Annotated in this window: 20 protein-coding genes; 12 read left to right on the top strand and 8 right to left on the bottom strand. The window is 67.5% G+C overall.

The window, feature by feature from the left end; genetic code table 11:
* Positions 1-18: 18 nt before the first annotated feature.
* From G6N33_RS13775 to G6N33_RS13755, 5 genes are all read left to right on the top strand, one after another.
* Positions 19-408, top strand: a complete 390-nt coding sequence (locus G6N33_RS13775) for an STAS domain-containing protein (protein ID WP_044508865.1) — start codon at positions 19-21, stop codon at positions 406-408.
* Positions 398-817 (top strand): anti-sigma regulatory factor, encoded by a 420-nt coding sequence (locus tag G6N33_RS13770; RefSeq protein ID WP_044508867.1) that lies wholly within the window; start codon positions 398-400, stop codon positions 815-817. Before G6N33_RS13775 ends, G6N33_RS13770 begins: the two co-directional genes overlap by 11 nt.
* The gene (locus tag G6N33_RS13765) at positions 810-1436 is read left to right on the top strand and encodes a SpoIIE family protein phosphatase (protein WP_044508869.1); all 627 of its coding nucleotides are present in this window, start codon (positions 810-812) and stop codon (positions 1434-1436) included. Before G6N33_RS13770 ends, G6N33_RS13765 begins: the two co-directional genes overlap by 8 nt.
* The gene (locus tag G6N33_RS13760; protein ID WP_044508871.1) at positions 1433-3670 is read left to right on the top strand and encodes a SpoIIE family protein phosphatase; all 2238 of its coding nucleotides are present in this window, start codon (positions 1433-1435) and stop codon (positions 3668-3670) included. Before G6N33_RS13765 ends, G6N33_RS13760 begins: the two co-directional genes overlap by 4 nt.
* A gap of 91 nt (positions 3671-3761) precedes the next feature.
* Positions 3762-4766: an iron-containing redox enzyme family protein gene (locus G6N33_RS13755; protein WP_081662359.1), complete on the top strand. Its 1005-nt coding sequence runs from the start codon at positions 3762-3764 to the stop codon at positions 4764-4766.
* Here the strand turns inward: G6N33_RS13755 and G6N33_RS13750 are convergent.
* From G6N33_RS13750 to G6N33_RS13725, 6 genes are all read right to left on the bottom strand, one after another.
* Entirely contained in the window at positions 4759-4968 is a 210-nt protein-coding gene (locus tag G6N33_RS13750) for a CDGSH iron-sulfur domain-containing protein (RefSeq protein WP_044508872.1), read from the bottom strand. The genes G6N33_RS13755 and G6N33_RS13750 overlap by 8 nt on opposite strands.
* A complete protein-coding gene (locus G6N33_RS13745; RefSeq protein ID WP_044512509.1) occupies positions 4965-5657 on the bottom strand; it encodes a HemK2/MTQ2 family protein methyltransferase in 693 nt (230 codons plus the stop codon). Before G6N33_RS13745 ends, G6N33_RS13750 begins: the two co-directional genes overlap by 4 nt.
* A 97-nt stretch (positions 5658-5754) precedes the next feature.
* On the bottom strand, positions 5755-6309 hold the full coding sequence (locus G6N33_RS13740) for a type 1 glutamine amidotransferase domain-containing protein (RefSeq protein WP_044512510.1): 555 nt from the start codon (positions 6307-6309) through the stop codon (positions 5755-5757).
* 10 nt (positions 6310-6319) lie between these two features.
* Entirely contained in the window at positions 6320-6721 is a 402-nt protein-coding gene (locus G6N33_RS13735) for a hypothetical protein (RefSeq protein ID WP_044508873.1), read from the bottom strand.
* A gap of 39 nt (positions 6722-6760) precedes the next feature.
* Positions 6761-7747 (bottom strand): LLM class F420-dependent oxidoreductase, encoded by a 987-nt coding sequence (locus G6N33_RS13730; RefSeq protein ID WP_044508874.1) that lies wholly within the window; start codon positions 7745-7747, stop codon positions 6761-6763.
* Positions 7748-7798: 51 nt separating this feature from the next.
* Positions 7799-8263 carry a GatB/YqeY domain-containing protein gene (locus G6N33_RS13725; RefSeq protein ID WP_044508875.1) on the bottom strand — a complete coding sequence of 155 codons (465 nt, stop codon included), beginning with the start codon at positions 8261-8263 and terminating at the stop codon, positions 7799-7801.
* Between the two features lie 59 nt (positions 8264-8322).
* Here G6N33_RS13725 and G6N33_RS13720 point away from each other — a divergent pair, with 59 nt between their 5' ends.
* Genes G6N33_RS13720 through G6N33_RS13700 form a run of 5 tightly spaced genes read left to right on the top strand, consistent with a single transcriptional unit; the run spans position 8323 to position 13845 of the window.
* Complete coding sequence (locus tag G6N33_RS13720; protein ID WP_044508876.1) at positions 8323-9717, top strand: membrane protein; 1395 nt, start codon at positions 8323-8325, stop codon at positions 9715-9717.
* An 18-nt stretch (positions 9718-9735) separates the two neighbouring features.
* Entirely contained in the window at positions 9736-10389 is a 654-nt protein-coding gene (locus G6N33_RS13715) for a DUF4129 domain-containing protein (RefSeq protein WP_044508877.1), read from the top strand.
* Between the two features lie 5 nt (positions 10390-10394).
* Positions 10395-11537 carry a DUF4350 domain-containing protein gene (locus G6N33_RS13710; RefSeq protein ID WP_408632796.1) on the top strand — a complete coding sequence of 381 codons (1143 nt, stop codon included), beginning with the start codon at positions 10395-10397 and terminating at the stop codon, positions 11535-11537.
* Positions 11534-12511: an AAA family ATPase gene (locus tag G6N33_RS13705; RefSeq protein WP_044508880.1), complete on the top strand. Its 978-nt coding sequence runs from the start codon at positions 11534-11536 to the stop codon at positions 12509-12511. Before G6N33_RS13710 ends, G6N33_RS13705 begins: the two co-directional genes overlap by 4 nt.
* The gene (locus G6N33_RS13700; RefSeq protein ID WP_044508881.1) at positions 12511-13845 is read left to right on the top strand and encodes a DUF58 domain-containing protein; all 1335 of its coding nucleotides are present in this window, start codon (positions 12511-12513) and stop codon (positions 13843-13845) included. Before G6N33_RS13705 ends, G6N33_RS13700 begins: the two co-directional genes overlap by 1 nt.
* Positions 13846-13848: 3 nt before the next feature.
* Here G6N33_RS13700 and G6N33_RS13695 read toward each other — a convergent pair whose 3' ends face one another.
* A complete protein-coding gene (locus G6N33_RS13695; protein ID WP_044508882.1) occupies positions 13849-14850 on the bottom strand; it encodes a stage II sporulation protein M in 1002 nt (333 codons plus the stop codon).
* A gap of 77 nt (positions 14851-14927) precedes the next feature.
* On the opposite strand from G6N33_RS13695, the gene G6N33_RS13690 reads away from it, so the two are divergent.
* Positions 14928-15806: an RDD family protein gene (locus G6N33_RS13690; RefSeq protein WP_101528695.1), complete on the top strand. Its 879-nt coding sequence runs from the start codon at positions 14928-14930 to the stop codon at positions 15804-15806.
* 12 nt (positions 15807-15818) lie between these two features.
* Here the strand turns inward: G6N33_RS13690 and G6N33_RS13685 are convergent, their stop codons facing one another.
* Entirely contained in the window at positions 15819-16208 is a 390-nt protein-coding gene (locus G6N33_RS13685) for a hypothetical protein (RefSeq protein WP_081662108.1), read from the bottom strand.
* Positions 16209-16359: 151 nt separating this feature from the next.
* Between G6N33_RS13685 and G6N33_RS13680 the strand changes: the two genes are divergently transcribed.
* Positions 16360-17139: a PadR family transcriptional regulator gene (locus G6N33_RS13680; protein WP_044512513.1), complete on the top strand. Its 780-nt coding sequence runs from the start codon at positions 16360-16362 to the stop codon at positions 17137-17139.
* Positions 17140-17152 lie beyond the last annotated feature (13 nt).

Genomic DNA, 17152 nt, shown 5'->3' with positions numbered 1-17152 from the left:
GACTGACACGGGCGCCACATGCCAGTCCCCATCCTGAAGCAGGGCTCGATCCTCATCGCCACGGTCCAGGCCGCCCTGTCCGACTCCGACACCGAAAAGCTGCGCGAAGATCTGATGGAACGGGTCAGCCGGTTCCGGGCACAGGGCATCGTGGTCGACGTCACCGCCATCGACGTGATGGATTCGTTCGCCGCGCGCTCACTACGCACGATTGCGCATATGACCCGGCTGCGCGGCGCCGAAACAGTCATCGTCGGCCTGTCGCCGGAGGTCGCGTTCGCGATGGTCCAGCTGGGGCTGGCCTTCGACGACATGAACACCGCCCTAGACCTCGAAGAGGGTCTCGCCCTCCTGAATCGCCAACGCGCAGTTGGCAAATCAACGATCGGGCGCGACGGTGGCGTGTGACCCCGACATTGTGGTCGTCGCCATCAACAATCCCGACGACATTGTCGACGCGCGCAAGGCCGGTCATCAGCTCGCCCTGGACCTCGGCTTTTCGCTGACCGACGTCACCATGATCGCGACCGCGATCTCCGAAATCGCACGAAACATCACCAGCTACGCCGGCCGCGGCGCCGTGCGGGTCATGGTCGCCGAGCGGGAGAACCGGGAGGCGCTGGTGGTCCGCGCCGAGGACGACGGGCCGGGGATCGCCGACGTGGAACGCGCGATGGAGGACGGCTACTCGACCGGGCGCGGCCTGGGCATGGGGCTGCCGGGCGCGCGCCGGCTGATGGACCGGTTGATCGTCGAATCCGCGCTGGGCAAGGGAACTGTCATCGAAATGTGGAAGTGGGTCCCCGGCAGTGCGTGAAAACGGCCGACTGGGCCCGATCGAGTGGGCGAACGCCGGACGTCCGGTCCCGGGTGAAAACACCAGCGGCGACCGGAAAATCGCGATCGGCATCGACGGCAGTGCCGCGCTGTTCGGTGTGGTCGACGGCCTCGGCCACGGGCCTGCCGCCGCGACCGCCGCGACGCGCGCCGTCGAGGCGGTGCAGCGGGCGGCCGACGAGCGCCTCGAAGTCTTGGTCCAGCTCTGCCACCGGGTGCTGGGCGGGACCAGGGGAGTCGCAATGACGTTGGCACGGGTGGACTTTGCGGCCAACACGCTGACCTGGACCGGGGTGGGCAACGTCAGTGCCAACCTCGTCTCCAAGGACGCAACCGGGGTGCACATCCGGTCCAGCGCGCGTCTGGCCGCCGGAATCGTCGGCTACCGCATCCCGGAAATCCGTCCCGCTCAGGTGGTTTCGATGCGCATCGGCGACCTGATCGTGATCGCCAGCGACGGCATCGCCGAGGACCACCTGGAGCGCATCGACTTCGCCGCGCCTGCGACGGTGATCACCGACCACATATTGGGAAAGCACGCGAAGGAAACCGACGACGCCATGGTCCTCGCCGCGCGGCACCGAGGGGCCCCGACATGACCGCTGCGGACCAATTCCACGCCCAGTACAACGCGGCGCTGCGCGCCTACTTGGCCGCACGCGACGAGGACACCCTCGCGGTCGGTCACGAGCTTGGACGCCGGGCGCTCCAGGAGCAGATCAGCATGCTCGACATCGTCGAGCACCACGTCCGGCTGATTCTCCACGTCGCCCAGAACATCCAGATCGAGGCACCCATCGCACTGGAGTTCCTGTTGCAGACGCTGGCTCCGCTCGACGTCGCCACGCGCGGCTTCCTCGACGGCACCAAGCGGTACGCCGAACAGCGCGCCCGCGCCGACGTGCTCGCCCATCGGGATAAATTCCGCACCGCACTGGTCAATTCGTTGCAGGAGGGGTTCTTCGTCGCCGACCACGAAGGGTCGATCATCGAGGTCAACCACGCCTTCGAGGAAATCCTCGGCTACTCGCACGAGGGGTTGCCCTATCGCTGGCCACACCCCTGGGTCGTCGACAAAAAGACTGCGCGAGAACAACAATCGCGGGTGCGCGCCGAGGGTCTGGCCCAGTACGAGACACCGGTCCGGCATCGAGACGGGCACCTCGCCTGGGTGATGGTGAGCATCAACATCGTTAAGGAGAGCGGCGCCGAACACGAAATGTACGTGGGCACGATCCGCGACGTCACCGCCGAACGCGCGTTCGCCGCACGGGAAAGCGCCGTGCTGCGGTTGGCCACCGCCGTCGCCGTCGCCAAAAGCGTCTCCGAATTACTGTCGATCACCCTCGACGAGTGCCGCGGCGCCATCGGCGTCCAGCGCGTCATCGCGGTCACCTGGCCGGCCGGCGACGGTGAACCCACCGTCCAGGTGGCCGGTGAACCCGTCGAAACGACGTGGCGAGGCCTGGAACCGTGGCTGCGCAACACCTTTCAAGACGCGCGCCAGCAACTACCGTTGACCGCGAAGACGGTCGAACCCCCCAACAAGCCCGGTAAGGCACAAGGATTGGTCGCGGTGCTGTCCGGCAAGGGAGACCTCGCCCTGTGGCTGGAGCTGGGCGCGCCACGCTGGGTGAGTGCGGAGGATCGACTCCTGGTGACGGTGCTGATCGGTCACCTCAGCCTTGCCATGCAGCATGTCCGGCAGTTCGAGAGCGCGCGCGAGACGTCGTTGACCTTGCAGCGTGCGCTACTGCCGCCGATGCAACCGCCGCCGGGATTCGCGATGCGTTACGAACCGGCGGTCCCGCCGTTGGAGATCGGCGGCGACTGGTATGACGTGTTGCCCATCGGCGCCCACCGCATCGGCATCGTCGTCGGCGACTGTGTGGGCCGAGGGCTGCCCGCCGCCGCCACCATGGGCCAGTTGCGCAGTTCGGCCCGGGCCCTATTAATCAACGGCGCTCAACCCGCGTTGCTGCTCGAGCAGCTCGACCTAGCGGCCTCGCTGATTCCGAATGCCTACTGCACCACCGTTTTTCTGGCGATTCTAGACACCGATACCGGGGTTATGGAGTACAGCAACGCCGGTCACATGCCCGCGGTGCTCGCCGGACCGTCGGGCACCTCGGTGCTCAACGATGCCCGTTCCGTCCCGCTCGCGGTGCGCCGCGACGGGCCGCGCCCGCAGATTTCCCGGCGGCTATCCTCCGGCTCCACCATGCTCGTGTTCACCGACGGGTTGGTTGAGCGCAAGCACGAGTCCATCGACGACGGAATCACCCGTGCCGCCGAGGTTTTGGTGGAGACTAGAACACTGCCGCTGGATGCAGTCGCAGACGCCGTGCTGCGCCGACTGGCTCCGCCGGCCGGGTATGACGACGATGTGGCGATGGTGATCTACCGGCACCAGCACGCGCCCCTGCGCATCGAAACCCACGCCATCGCAGACGAATTGGCCACGGTCCGGCACCGGCTGGCCGACTGGTTGCGTGCCGCCGACGTGCCGCGCGAGTTGATCGACGACATAGTGCTGGTCGTCAACGAGGCGTGCACCAACTGCGTCGAACATGCCTACCGCGGCCACGGCCTGGGCACCACGCTCGTAGAGGTCGAGACCGTCGACGGACAGATCCGGGCGCGTGTCATCGACCACGGCTCCTGGAAGGCCCCGGCGGTCAACCCCGGCAACAGCGGACGCGGCCTGGTGCTGATGAGGGCGATGAGTGACACGATGACCATCGACAGCAGCCCTACCGGAACAACCGTCGCCATCACGTTCCGGTTGCCGACGGCGCCCGACTCGCCCGACGACTGGTCCGGTGGCCGCTGACCAGCGCGCGGTGCGCCAACCCGTTGCCGCCGCCACCGTTTGCGGGGTTGCCGATCGTGGTACCTCCAGCAAGGTGACCAGCGCGTCGATCATGCTCGAACCCGCCCTTCCGGCAGCACACGGACCGTTATCGACGGCCGTGCGCCACGCCTTGACTCACCCGCCCTCCGGTGATCATCTCGCGCGGGTGAGTGCGTCGGTCGGCGACTCGGACCCCTACGGCTTGGACCTGCAACTGGCCCTGTGCATGTGCTACGAGCTGCACTACCGCGGTTTCGCCGGGGTGGACCCGACCTGGGAGTGGAATCCCGACCTGTTGCGCCTGCGCGCCGAACTCGAACGCGCGTTTTTGGCGGGAGTGCGCCGCGACGTCGGACCCATCGACCGCACGGCGGCGCAGGAGATGGACGCGATCTCGACCGAACTGGTCGAGGACGCGAATGTGGTAGGCCCGTCGTACTATCTGCGTGACACCGGAACCTGGCAGCAGATGCGCGAATACTTTGTGCACCGGTCGATGTACCACCTCAAGGAGGGCGACCCGCACGCGTGGGCCATTCCGCGGCTGACCGGCGGCGCCAAGGCGGCGTTCGTGGCGGTCGAGTTCGATGAATACGGCGCCGGACACCCCGAACGCGTACACCAGCGGCTGTTCGCCGACCTGCTGGCGGCGGCCGATCTGGAACCGACCTATCTGGGCTACCTCGAGTTTGTTCCGGCCGAAGCGCTCGCGGTGGTCAACCTGATGTCACTGTTCGGGTTGCACCGCTGGCTGCGCGGCGCGGCCATCGGGCATTTCGCCGCCACCGAGATCACCTCGTCGCCCGGTTCGCGGCGCATGGTCCAGGCGCTCGAGCGAATGGGTGCGCCGCAAGCCTGCGTCGTCTTCTACCGCGAACACGTCGAGGCCGACGCCGTGCACGAACAGGTCGTGCGCCACGATGTGGTCGCGGACTTGGTGGCCCGCGAGCCAAAATTGGACTGCGACATCGTGTTTGGCATGCGGGCGTTCGCGGCGGTGGAGGACCGGCTAGCGGAGCGCATCATGGCGTCCTGGACGCAAGGGCAGAGTTCGCTGCGCCGGTCGCTCAGTTAGGTTTCGGGTCGCCGCTTTCGACACGCCGACACCGGCGATGGCTGGTGTCGCACAGGGGATATTCCTTGCTGCGCCCGCAGGTACAAATAGCGACCATGAATCGATCGGACTCGACGACACCGCCGCCGTCGATCTCGATTCGCGCCGGACCCGACACCAGGATCGGTCCCTTCGGGACTACCCGCACCCGGGTTGCGCTCACGGCTTGTCCGCCCGGATCACGACCAACTCCTCCTCCCGGCAGCCCCGCGGCACGAGGCCGATCTCCTCGAGCCAGCCCGCTCGCGCGGACAGCACCGGCCCGAACGGAATACGCTCGCAGGCAACGATGTCAGCATCCAAGCCGGTCGAGCGCAGGCAGTCCAGCGACCGGTGTGCGCCGGCCAATGCCGACTGTACAAGCAACAGTGAGCCGCCACGGCAGAGCATATTCGTCGCCGAGGCGCACAGCGGATCCAGTACCCGGCGCCCGTCAGTACCGGCATTCCACGCCCACGAGGGACCGACGTCCGGAGCCACCGTGTCGATGTCTTCCTCGGAAGGGGTTGGCACGTAAGGCGGATTCGACACCACCACCTCGAAAGGTTCGCACCTCAATGCGGCAATCCACGACCCTTCCCGGACGTCGATTTCGACACCCGCCACCGTCGCGTTACCGCGAGTGGAGTGCACCGCGTGCGGACAAATATCGAATGCGGTGACACTCGTACAACCCATTTCGGCCGCCGCGATCGCAACAAATCCACTACCGGTACAGAGATCCAATACTCGCCGACCGGGAATCAGTCCGCTGTATTGCATTGCGCGGACCAGTAATCGCGAGTCGTCTTGTGGCTTATACACCGCGGGTTCAACCGACACATCGGAAACAACGGGGTACGTGCTTGTCAACGGTGGGCCTTTCGAGCTGGTCGCCGTGGCTATCACGGCGTGTTGTGATTAATGCCCACATCGAAAGCGTTGAAACCAGCAACCCGCTGCCCAGGACCTATCCCGTTGTCGCGTGCGCGAACTGCTCGATAATGGTCGAGCAAAATGCCTCGAGGTCGGAGGGGGAGCGACTGGTGATCAAATTGTTGTCCACCACGACTTCCTTGTCGACGACGTTCGCGCCCGCATTGCGAAGGTCGGTGCGGATGCTCGGGTACGACGTCAGTGTTCGGCCCTCCACCACGTCGGCCTCTACCAGCGTCCACGGTCCGTGACAAATGGCCGCGACCGGCTTACCCGATCCGACGAAGTCGCGCACGAACGCGACCGCGGTGTCGTCGGTGCGCAGCTTGTCGGGATTCACTGTGCCCCCGGGCAGCACGAGTCCGTCAAACTCGTCCACCGAGGCATCCGAGACCGCGCGGTCGACGGCGAATTGCCCGGCGGGTTCGAGATCGTGTTCGCGCGCCTGGATCTCACCGGTTTTCAGCGAAAGCAGCTCGGTGTGGGCACCCGCCTGCTCCAGGGCCGCGCGGGGTTGCTCGAGCTCGACCTTTTCCACACCGTCGGCGGCCAGAAACGCGATCGTCTTGCCTTGCAATTGGTTTCCCATCATTTCTCCTTTACCGTTGTCCGGCGCTTACCGCGCCGTTGCGGGTGGCGCGCAGTGCCGCGTACAGGTCGAGGGCACCGATACCCGAAAGGGCTATGCCCGCGATCGCTCCGCGCCTCCGTTGCCCCGCAGCGCGCCGGCCAACGCCCACGGCCAGCGCCGCCAGATCCAGGACGTCGCCCGCCACACGGGTCCACACCATCGATTTCGGTCCGCCCAACAACGCGGCGCCATGGCCACATTCGCGCACCCCGAGCATTCGTATGACGCGGCGGGTGCCCGGGGTGTCGTCGACGCCGGCGAGCGCGGCCACCTTGCCGGGCGCCACCATCTCGGTGAGGCCCAGCCCCAGACTGGCCCCGCCCAGTCCGTTCACCAGTGCCGTGGTTGTGTTGCCGGGTTGATCGGTCATGGTCCCTCCCGTTTGCCTCGCAGCTCCGCGAACCTGCCGCTACGGCGATGCCGCCCGCAGCGCATCGAGCAGGGGTTCTGCTGCTTCCTTCAGGAACAGTTCTTGCGTCTGCCCGCCGATCTGAATCAGCGCGACATCGGTGAAGCCGGCCTCCCAATATGGCCGGACCGCGTCCACGATCGCGTCGAGGTCGGGCCCGCAGGGAATGCTTTCGGCGACGTCCTCGGGCCGCACGAATTGCGTAGCACCGGCGAACCCGGCCGGCGTGGGCAAGTCGGCGTTGACCGCCCACCCGCCACCGAACCAGCGGAACTGGTCGTGCGCGCGTTCGATCGCGGCGTCACGGTCGGGGTCCCAGCACACCGGAATCTGTCCGATCACGCGTCCCCCTTCGGCGCCGTTGGCGGTTTGACGGGCCGCATGCCAGGCGTCGACCAGGTCCTTGTCGGGCTGGACCGCAATCAGGTGGTCGGCGAGCTTGCAGAGTTTCTCGACGCCCTTGGCGCCGCTCATCGCAACTCCGAGACCGACCGGGACGTCGGGCAGGTCCCACAGGCGGGCGGAGTCCACCTGGAAGTACTCGCCACGCCAGTCGACCAGCCGGCCGCCGAACAGCTCCCGCATGATTTTGATGGCTTCGCGCAGCATGTCGTGGCGCCGCTCGATAGTCGGCCAGCCCTTGCCGACGACATGTTCGTTGAGGTTCTCCCCGCTGCCCAATCCGAGCGTGAACCGCCCGTCGGCCATGATTTGTATGGTGGCGGCCTGCTGGGCGACGATCGCCGGGTGGTACCGCATGGTCGGGCAGGTGACATAGGTGTAGAGCCCTACCCGCTCGGTCGCGTGCGCCACCGCGCCCAGGACCGCCCACGCGTTGGGCGCATGCCCCTGCGATGTCAGCCATGGCGAGAAGTGATCGCTGCAGACTTCGAAGTCGAACCCACGTTCCTCGGCTGAAACCGCGTACTGCACAAGGTCTTTGGGCCCGCTTTGCTCGGTCATAAGGGTGTAGCCGAACCTGGTCATGACAATCCGGGTACCCCGCACGGGCACGAACAAACGGGTGTGCGGGCGCGGCTAAAGCCGCTCTTTGACCGCCGCGGAAAGCCGGGCGCCGTCGGCCTTTCCGGCCGCGATCGCGGTGGCGGCCTTCATGACCTGCCCCATCTGTTTCATGCCGGGACGCTCACCGATCGCCTCAGCAACCTGAGCGATCGCGGTATCGGCCACATCGGCTAACTCCGCCTCGGTGAGCGGGGTGGGCAGGTACTCGTCGATGATGCGCGCTTCGGCGTGCTCCGAGGCGGCGAGCTCGCCGCGACCGTTCTGGGTGTAAATCTCGGCGGCCTCGCCGCGCTTGCGGGATTCCCGGGCCAGTACTTTGACGATTTCGTCGTCGGTGAGTTCCCGGGCCTGCTTGCCGGAAACTTCCTCGGTCTGGACCGCGGCCAGCAACATGCGCAGGGTCGCGGTCCGCAACTTATCCTGGGCCTTCATCGCCCCGGTCAGATCCGCCCGGAGCCGGGCTTTGAGTTCCGCCATGTTGGAAACGCTACGCGTCCGGACGGTGCAGGCCAGTGGGGCGGCACGCAAAACTCGGGATGATTGAGAAAAGCTTTGAGCGCCGACAGGATGGACCCCATGACCCACGACTACGGCTGCCGAACCTGGTGAGCACGCCGCCGCCTGGCTATCCGGCCGGTCCCCCGCCGGGAGGGCCCCCACCGGTCGGCTACCCGCCGGCATACGGGCCGCCCGCCTACGGTGCCACGCCCGGTTACCCACCACCCCCGGGTTACGGCCCGCCCCCGGGTTACGGTCCACCTCCCGGTTACGGTCCACCTCCCGGTTACGGTTCACCTGCTGGTTATGGTCCACCGCCGGGCTACGGTCCACCTCCCGGTTACGGTCCACCTGCTGGTTATGGTCCACCGCCGGGCTACGGTCCACCCTCCGGTTACGGCCCGCCGCCCGGCTACGGGGCCCCCACGGGGTACGGCGCGACCCAGCCGATACCCGGCGCGATTAAACCCGGCATCATTCCACTGCGACCGCTGAGCCTGAGCGACATCTTCAACGGGGCGGTCAGCTATGTCCGCACCAACCCGAAGGCCACTCTGGGGCTGACCGCGATCGTCGTTGTGGTCATGCAGATCATTTCGCTGATCGCTACGGTCGGGCCGGTCGCCGCGTTCGGCAAGTTCTCCGGCGACGAACCGGGCGAGGTTAACTGGGGAGTCTTCGGCGCGTGGTTGGGCTCGGCCGGCGCGGGCCTGCTCGTCACCTGGCTGGGCGGCATGCTGCTGTCCGGCATGCTCACCGTCATCGTTGGCCGCGCGGTGTTCGGCTCGACGATCACCATCGGTGAAACGTGGTTCAAAATCCGTGGGCGGCTGCTTCCGCTGCTCGGCTTGGCGCTGCTGGAGGCGGCAGCCGTGGCGGTGCTGTTCGGGCTGGCGGCTGTCGTCATCGCGGTGATCGCGGCGATCGGCAACGGGGCCGCAGCGGTGCTGCTCGGCGTCCCGCTGATCTTCGCCGTGGTCGCGTTGATGGTCTACCTGTACATGGTGGTGTTGTTCGCCCCGGTGCTGATCGTGTTGGAGCGGCTGCCGGTGCTGGACGCGATCACCAGATCCTTCGCGCTGCTTCGACACGGGTTCTGGCGAGTCCTTGGCATCCGATTGTTGACATTCATCGTGGCCGGTGTGGTCTCCGGCGCGATCAGTGCGCCGTTCAGCATCGTCGGCCAGGTGATATTGGCCGGGATGCCCTCAACCGGGGTCTTGCTGTTGGGCACGGTGATCACGTCCATCGGTTCGGCGATCGGGCAGATCATCACGGCGCCGTTCAACGCCGGTGTCATCGTGTTGCTCTACACCGACCGCCGAATCCGTGCCGAGGCCTTCGATCTGGTGTTGCAATCCGGCGCCGCGGGCGGCCCCTACGCGGCCGCCTCAACCGACAACCTCTGGCTGACCCGGCCGCTCAACGGCTGAGCGAAGGATCAGCTGACAGTGCCTTCCATTGACATCGATCGCGATGACGCACATCAGATCGCCCAGATCGAGCTGAACAAACCGATTTACGCCAAGGCGTCGCCGCCCCAGCAGTTCCTGGATTGGGTCAACGAAATGTTGTACCGGCTGCTGCAGAAGACCGCGTCGGTCCCCGGTGGATGGCTGACCACCGCGGTCCTGCTCACCCTGCTCGCCGTCGCGGTGGTGGTCGGAGTTCACATCGCCCGGCGCACCATGCGCACTCGGCGGCGCGGCGACTACCAGCTGTTCGAAACCGCCCTGCTCACCGCCGCCCAACACCGCGAGACTGCGGAACGCTATGCGGCGGAAGGCAATTGGACCGCGGCCATTCGGCATCGGTTGCGCGCCGTGGCACGGCAACTCGAAGAGACCGGCGTACTCAACCCGGTGCCGGGCCGTACCGCCAACGAGCTGGCCCGCGACGCCGGTGCGGCGCTGCCGCACCTGACCGACGAATTAGGCCAGGCCGCAACGGCGTTCAATGATGTGACCTACGGCGAGGTGCCCGGAACCCAGGAGGCGTATCAGATGATCGTCGACCTCGACGACCACCTGCGCATGCGGGCACCTGCCGCCGCGCCGACCGCGGGCCATGCCGTGCCGGTCGATTCCTGGGCCGAGGTGCGGTGATGGCCATGGTCTCGGCCCCCACTCCGGCCGCCTCCGCCGGGACCGGACGATGGCGGTCGTGGCGCTGGGTGGTGCTCACGCTGGTCGCGCTGGGGCTCATCGCCTGGGTCGGCGCCTACCTGACGGCCCCGCGCCCAGGACCACGCATGGACCCGGAGTCCACCGGAACCGATGGCGCCCACGCGCTGGCGGCGCTGCTGCGCGACGGCGGCGTGCAGGTCATCGTCGCCGAGAACCTCAACGACGTCGAAAAATCGGCTCGTCCCGACACCCTGATCCTGGTGGCCCAAAGTCAGTACCTCACCAACGATGAACAACTGCAGCGGCTGGCCGCTGCGCCCGGTGACCTGCTGCTGGTCGAACCGACCGCCCGCACCCGCGCCGCCCTGCTGCCCGGTATCCGCGTCTCGGGTTCCAGCGGCTTCGACCTCGACCCGAATTGCACCCTGCGCGAAGCTGTTCGCGCGGGGTCGGTGCGCTTCGGACCGAGCGACAGCTTCGAGGCCAAGGACGGCCGGACCATGACCCGCTGCTATGACGGGGTGCTGATCCGGTTCCGGGACGGCGGACGCACCGTGACCGCGGTCGGCAGCAGCGACTTCATGACCAACGAAGGCCTGCTGCACGCAGGCAATGCCGCGCTGGCGATGAACCTCGCGGGCGACCGACCCCGTCTCATCTGGTACGCACCACACCATGCCGAGGGTGAAACATCTTCTCCCGCATCAATTCTCGACCTCATTCCGGACAACGTGACCTGGATCGTCTGGCAATTGTGGCTGGTCGTGTTGCTGGTCGCGCTGTGGAAGGGCCGTCGCCCCGGACCGCTGGTGGCCGAGGATCTGCCCGTGGTGGTGCGCGCCTCGGAGACGGTCGAGGGCCGGGGCCGGCTGTACCGGTCGCGCCGGGCCCGCGACCGCGCGGCCGCGGCGCTGCGCGCCGCGACGTTGCACCGACTGTCGCCCCGGCTGGGTCTGGGGCCCGGCGCGCATCCGCAGTCGGTGGTGCTGACCGTCGCACAGCGGACCGGCCTCGACGCGGGACTCGTCTCTTACCACCTGTTCGGCCCGCCGCCGGGCACCGACAATGATTTGCTCAACCTCGCCCGCGCGCTCGACGAAATCGAAAGGCAGGTCACCACCTCGTGACGCAATCCCCGACCGCTCAAACCTCCACCGCCGACTCGGCGCGTGATGCCCTGCTGGCATTGCGCGGCGAGCTCGCCAAAGCCGTTGTGGGACAGGAAGGAGTGATCAGCGGCCTGGTGATCGCACTGTTGTGTCGCGGGCATGTACTGCTCGAAGGCGTCCCGGGAGTGGCTAAGACGCTCTTGGTGCGTGCGCTGTCGGCGGCATTGCAATTGGAGTTCAAACGGGTGCAGTTCACGCCCGACCTGATGCCGGGTGACGTCACCGGCTCCCTGGTTTACGACGCTCGCACCGCCGCATTCGTCTTCCGTCCGGGCCCGGTTTTCACCAACCTGCTGTTGGCGGACGAGATCAACCGCACCCCACCCAAGACCCAGGCCGCACTGCTCGAAGCGATGGAGGAACGGCAGGTCAGCGTGGAAGGTGAAGCCCGGGCATTACCCGACCCATTCATCGTCGCCGCCACCCAGAATCCCGTCGAATACGAGGGCACCTACCAGTTGCCGGAAGCCCAGCTCGACCGCTTCCTGCTCAAACTGAATGTGACACTGCCCCCGCGAGACGCCGAGATCGCCATTCTCAGTCGGCACGCCCACGGCTTCGATCCGCGCGACTTGTCCGCGATCAAACCGGTGGCCGGGCCCGCCGAATTGGCGGCCGGTCGGCAAGCGGTGCAACAAGTCCTCATCGCCGACGAAGTGTTGGGTTACATCGTCGACATCGTCGGCGCAACCCGGTCCTCCCCCGCACTGCAACTGGGCGTGTCACCGCGCGGGGCCACCGCCCTGCTGGGCACGGCGCGCTCGTGGGCATGGCTGTCCGGTCGCAACTACGTCACTCCGGACGACGTCAAGGCGATGGCCCGGCCCACGCTGCGGCACCGGGTGATGCTTCGTCCCGAGTCCGAACTGGAGGGAGCCACGCCCGACGGAGTGCTCGACGGCATCTTGGCGTCGGTTCCGGTGCCCCGCTAGTGATCCTGACCGGACGCACCGGCCTGGTGGCGCTGCTGGGCGTCATACCGATCGCACTTTCCCCGTGGCCGGCAAGGGTTTTCGAGGTACTGCTGGCGGCACTGGCGGTGGCGGTGGCCATCGATATCGCCTTGGCGGCCAGCCCCCGCCGGCTGCGTTACGTCCGCTCACCGGACAGCTCGGCTCGGCTTGGCCAGCCGGTCGATGTCACTCTGGAAATTCACAACGACGGGTCGCGCCGCTTTCACGGTCAGGTGCGCGACGCCTGGTCGCCCAGTGCGCGCGCCACGCCCCGTCTTCACCCGGTGCAAATCTCGGCCGGCCAAGAGCAGCGGATCCAGACTCACCTGCGCCCGGCCCGGCGCGGCGATCAACGCGCCGCCGTCGTCACGGCCCGATCCGTCGGCCCGCTGGGGCTGGCCGGGCGGCAGTCGTCGCGGCCGGTCCCCGGGCAGGTCCGGGTGCTGCCGCCATTTCTGTCGCGCAAGCATCTGCCGTCGCGGCTCGCCAAACTGCGCGAGATCGACGGACTGTTGCCCACCCTGATCCGCGGGCAGGGCACCGAGTTTGACTCCCTGCGCGAATACGTCGTCGGCGACGATGTGCGCTCGATCGACTGGCGGGCCTCGGCGCGGCGCGCCGACGTGATGGTCCGCACCTGGCGCCCCGAGCGCGACCGGCGAGTGGTGATCGTGCTCGATACCGGGCGCATGGCAGCGGGCCGCGTCGGCGTCGACCCCACCTCTTCTGATCCAGGGGCCGACCCCGCGGGATGGCCACGGCTCGACTGGTCGATGGATGCGGCGCTGCTGCTGGCCGCGCTCGCCTCCCGGGCCGGCGACCACGTCGACTTCCTCGCCCACGACCGGGTGAGCCGGGCCGGCGTGTTCGGCGCGGCACGCACCGAGGTGCTCGCCCAATTCGTCGACGCCATGGCCCCGCTACAGCCGACACTGGTCGAATCTGATTGGCGCGCAATGGTTGCGGCCATTACCCGGCGTACCCGTCGGCGCGCACTGGTGGTGCTGCTGACCGATCTCAATGCCACCGCGCTCGACGAGGGTCTGCTGCCGGTGCTGCCGCAGCTGTCGGTCAAGCACCACCTGCTCATCGCGGCCGCCTCCGATCCGCGGGTCGATCAAATGGCCACCGGACGTTCCGATGCCGCCGCCGTGTACGACGCGGGGGCCGCCGAGAAATCCCGCAACGACCGTCGCGCCATCGCGACCCGGTTGCGCCGGGTCGGGGTGGAAGTCGTCGACGCGCCGCCCACCGAACTGGCGCCCGCGTTGGCCGACCGTTATCTCGCGATGAAGGCGACTGGGCGCCTGTAGAAGTCAGCTCGTCGGGACGACGTCGGGAGCGTCATCGATGTCGCCGGTCTCGCCGGCTTTGACGGCGCGGCGCCCGAAATAGATGACATAGGACACAAACGCCGCCTCGGCGGCGATCCCGATGCCGATGCGGACGAACGTCGGCAGCGGCGACGGCGTCACGAGCGCCTCGATCAGACCCGATACCAACAGCACGCCGACCAGTCCCACCGCGACCGACACCACGGCTCGGCCCTGCTCGGCCAGGACCTGCCCGCGCGGGCGGTCTCCGGGCGAAATCACCGACCATCCCAGACGCATCCCCGCCGACCCGGCCAGAAACACCGCGGTCAGCTCCAGCAGCCCGTGCGGAATCAGCAGACCCAACAGGATGCCGCCCTTGCCCGCGTGAAACATCAAGCCGGCGATCAGCCCCAGGTTGGCGGCGTTCTGGAACAGCACGATCGGGATCGGCAACCCCAGCAGCACCGCGAACGCGATGCACTGTGCGGCCACCCAGGAGTTGTTCACCCAGACTTGCAACGCGAACGCCGCGGCCGGGTGTTCGCTGTAGTAGGAGGCGACATCGTGATTCACCAATTGGTCGATGTCGCTTGGGGTTCCGATCGCCGACTGCACCTCGGGGTTGGTGGCCACCCACACCGCGATGATCGCCGCGACCGCGAAGAAGGCCGCGGCGGTGCCCACCCACCACCGCCAACCGCGGTAGGCGACCACCGGGAACGACACCGTCCAGAACCGGGCGAACGCACTGGTTACCGGCGCATGCGCGCCTGTGACCGCCGAGCGGGCCCGGGCGATCAGGCTGGACAACCGCCCGATCATCAGCGAATCGGTGCCGATCGTGCTGGCCGACCGCAACATCGACAAATGGGTAGACACTCGCTGATACAGCTCGACGAGCTCGTCGACTTCGGCGCCGGTCAACGACCTGCGCTTCTTGATCAACTGGTCGAGCCGATCCCAGGTGCCACGATGGGTCAGCACGAATGCGTCGACGTCCACCTTGGGCAGCCTAATCGCAATTACGGGATAGCCGAGTCCAGCCGGCCAGACCCGTGAAACCTGTACCGTTCGGAGTTATGTCGGAGGTGGTGACCGGGGACGCGGTGGTGCTCGACGTGCAGATCGCCCAGTTGCCGGTGCGCGCGTTGAGCGCGCTGATCGACATCTTCGTGATCTTCCTTCTCTATGTGGTCGGACTCATGCTGTGGGCGGCCACCTTGACGCAGTTCGACGGCGCGCTTAGCGCCGCCATCCTGATTATCTTCACCGTGGTGGTCCTCGTCGGGTACCCGATGGTCTTCGAGACGGCCACCCGTGGACGGTCGGTAGGCAAGATCATCATGGGGCTACGCGTGGTGTCCGACGACGGCGGCCCGGAACGCTTCCGGCAGGCCCTCTTTCGCGCATTGGCAGCCCTGGTGGAGATCTGGATGCTCGCCGGCAGCCCCGCGGTGATCTCGAGCATCCTTTCGGCCAAGGCCAAACGAATCGGTGACATCTTCGCCGGCACCGTCGTCGTCAGCGAGCGCGGACCGCGGCTCACACCTCCGCCGCAGATGCCGCCATCCCTGGCGTGGTGGGCCGCGTCGCTGCAGCTGTCCAACCTCGACGCGGGTCAAGCCGAGGTGGCACGCCAATTCCTTTCCCGCGCACCACAACTCGAACCCCAGCTGCGGCTGCAAATGTCGTACCGCATCGCCGGTGACGTGGTGTCCCGAATCGCCCCGCCGCCACCGCCTGGCGCCCCGCCGGAGCTGGTTCTGGCCGCCGTCCTGGCCGAACGGCACCGCCGCGAGCTGGCGCGGCTACGCCCGGCAATGCCACCCGGTCCAGCCGGCCCGCCGCCCGGCCCCTGGGCAGCCGTGCCGCCGTTCGCCGTGCCCGCCGCGCAACCCCAGCCGATGCCGGCGCCGCAGGCACAGCAGCAGCCCGGCGGCTTCGCACCGCCGTCCTGAGCGTGCGCCGCGCTAGCGCGCGACCGCGGCCGCCATCAGCGCGACGTCGGCGACCAACAGCACCCAGCCGAACAGCGGCACCGCAATCCCGCCGCGGTGCCTGGCCGTGAAAAACGACACCAGGATGACCACGAAGGCCACCAGCGGCGCCCCGTAAAACGCAACCCCGAAATCGATCCCGCCGCGGCCCAGGTTCGGACAAGTGCGTTGGGTGCACCCGTCGGTGCTCATCACCGCCCCGAGCGCGAAGAGCATGACGATCGCGGCGGCGGGCACCGTGGAGAACGCCAACCCCCAATTCACCCACGTCCACACGGGCCGGTCCGGACCGCCCTCGCGCCGCGGATCCGGCGTCGTCCCTCCGGTGCGGTCAAACCTCACGTCGGAGTTCTTTGCGTTCATCCGGAAGTCCGTACCCGGCCCGGGTCGGGCACAAACGAGGCTTTTCCCACCACGAGCGTTGCATCGCGATCGATTACGATATATCGTGATATTCCGTAACTACTGGCGGCGCACGAACAGTGCGCTCCTCCGAAAACATGAGGACCAAACCATGATCACTCCATTCACTCCCGGTGACCAGCCATTCGCCGGTCACCAAGAATTCGGTTTCGGCCACGGCGATACGGCCGGCCTTGGACCCGCGACAGGACTCGGTGCGCCCCCCGGCCGCGGCGGCCGACGCGCATTGCACATGGCCCGACGGCAGGCCCGCCGAGAATTCCTCGACAACATGCGCGAGCACGCCGGCGACGGCGGCTTCGGTCCCGGGTTCGGGCCCGGCTTCGGTGCGGGGTTCGGGCCCGGCTTCGGTGCGGGGTTCGGCCCTGGCTTCGGTGCGGGCTTCGGGTTCGGCCCCGGTGGGCGACGTGGCGGATTTCGCCGAGGGGGCGGCCGCAGCCGACGCGGCGACGTCCGCGCGGCCATCCTGACCCTGCTGGCCGAACGACCCATGCACGGCTACGAAATGATTCAGCAGATCGCCGAACGCAGCAACGGAATCTGGAAGCCCAGTCCTGGCTCGGTATACCCAACGCTGCAACTGCTGGACGACGAAGGACTGGTCACCGCGAACCAAACCCACGGCAGTAAAAAGCTTTTCGAACTGACCGAGCAAGGACGCGCGGCGGCCGAGAAGATCGCGACCCCACCGTGGGACGAGATCGCCGAAGGCGCCGACCCGGGTCAGATGAATCTGCGCTCGGCCGTCGGCCAGTTGTGCGGCGCGGTCGCGCAATCCGCGCACACCGCCACCGCCGAGCAGCAGCAGCGCATCATCGAGATCCTGAACACTGCGCGGCGCGAGATCTACGGCATCCTCGGCGAAGACTGACCCCGCGGCACCC

It is taken from the genome of Mycobacterium simiae (assembly GCF_010727605.1).
Classification (GTDB): domain Bacteria; phylum Actinomycetota; class Actinomycetes; order Mycobacteriales; family Mycobacteriaceae; genus Mycobacterium; species Mycobacterium simiae.
The sequence above is the reverse complement of the archived record's forward strand: the minus strand, read 5'-3'. Positions and strand labels throughout refer to the sequence as shown.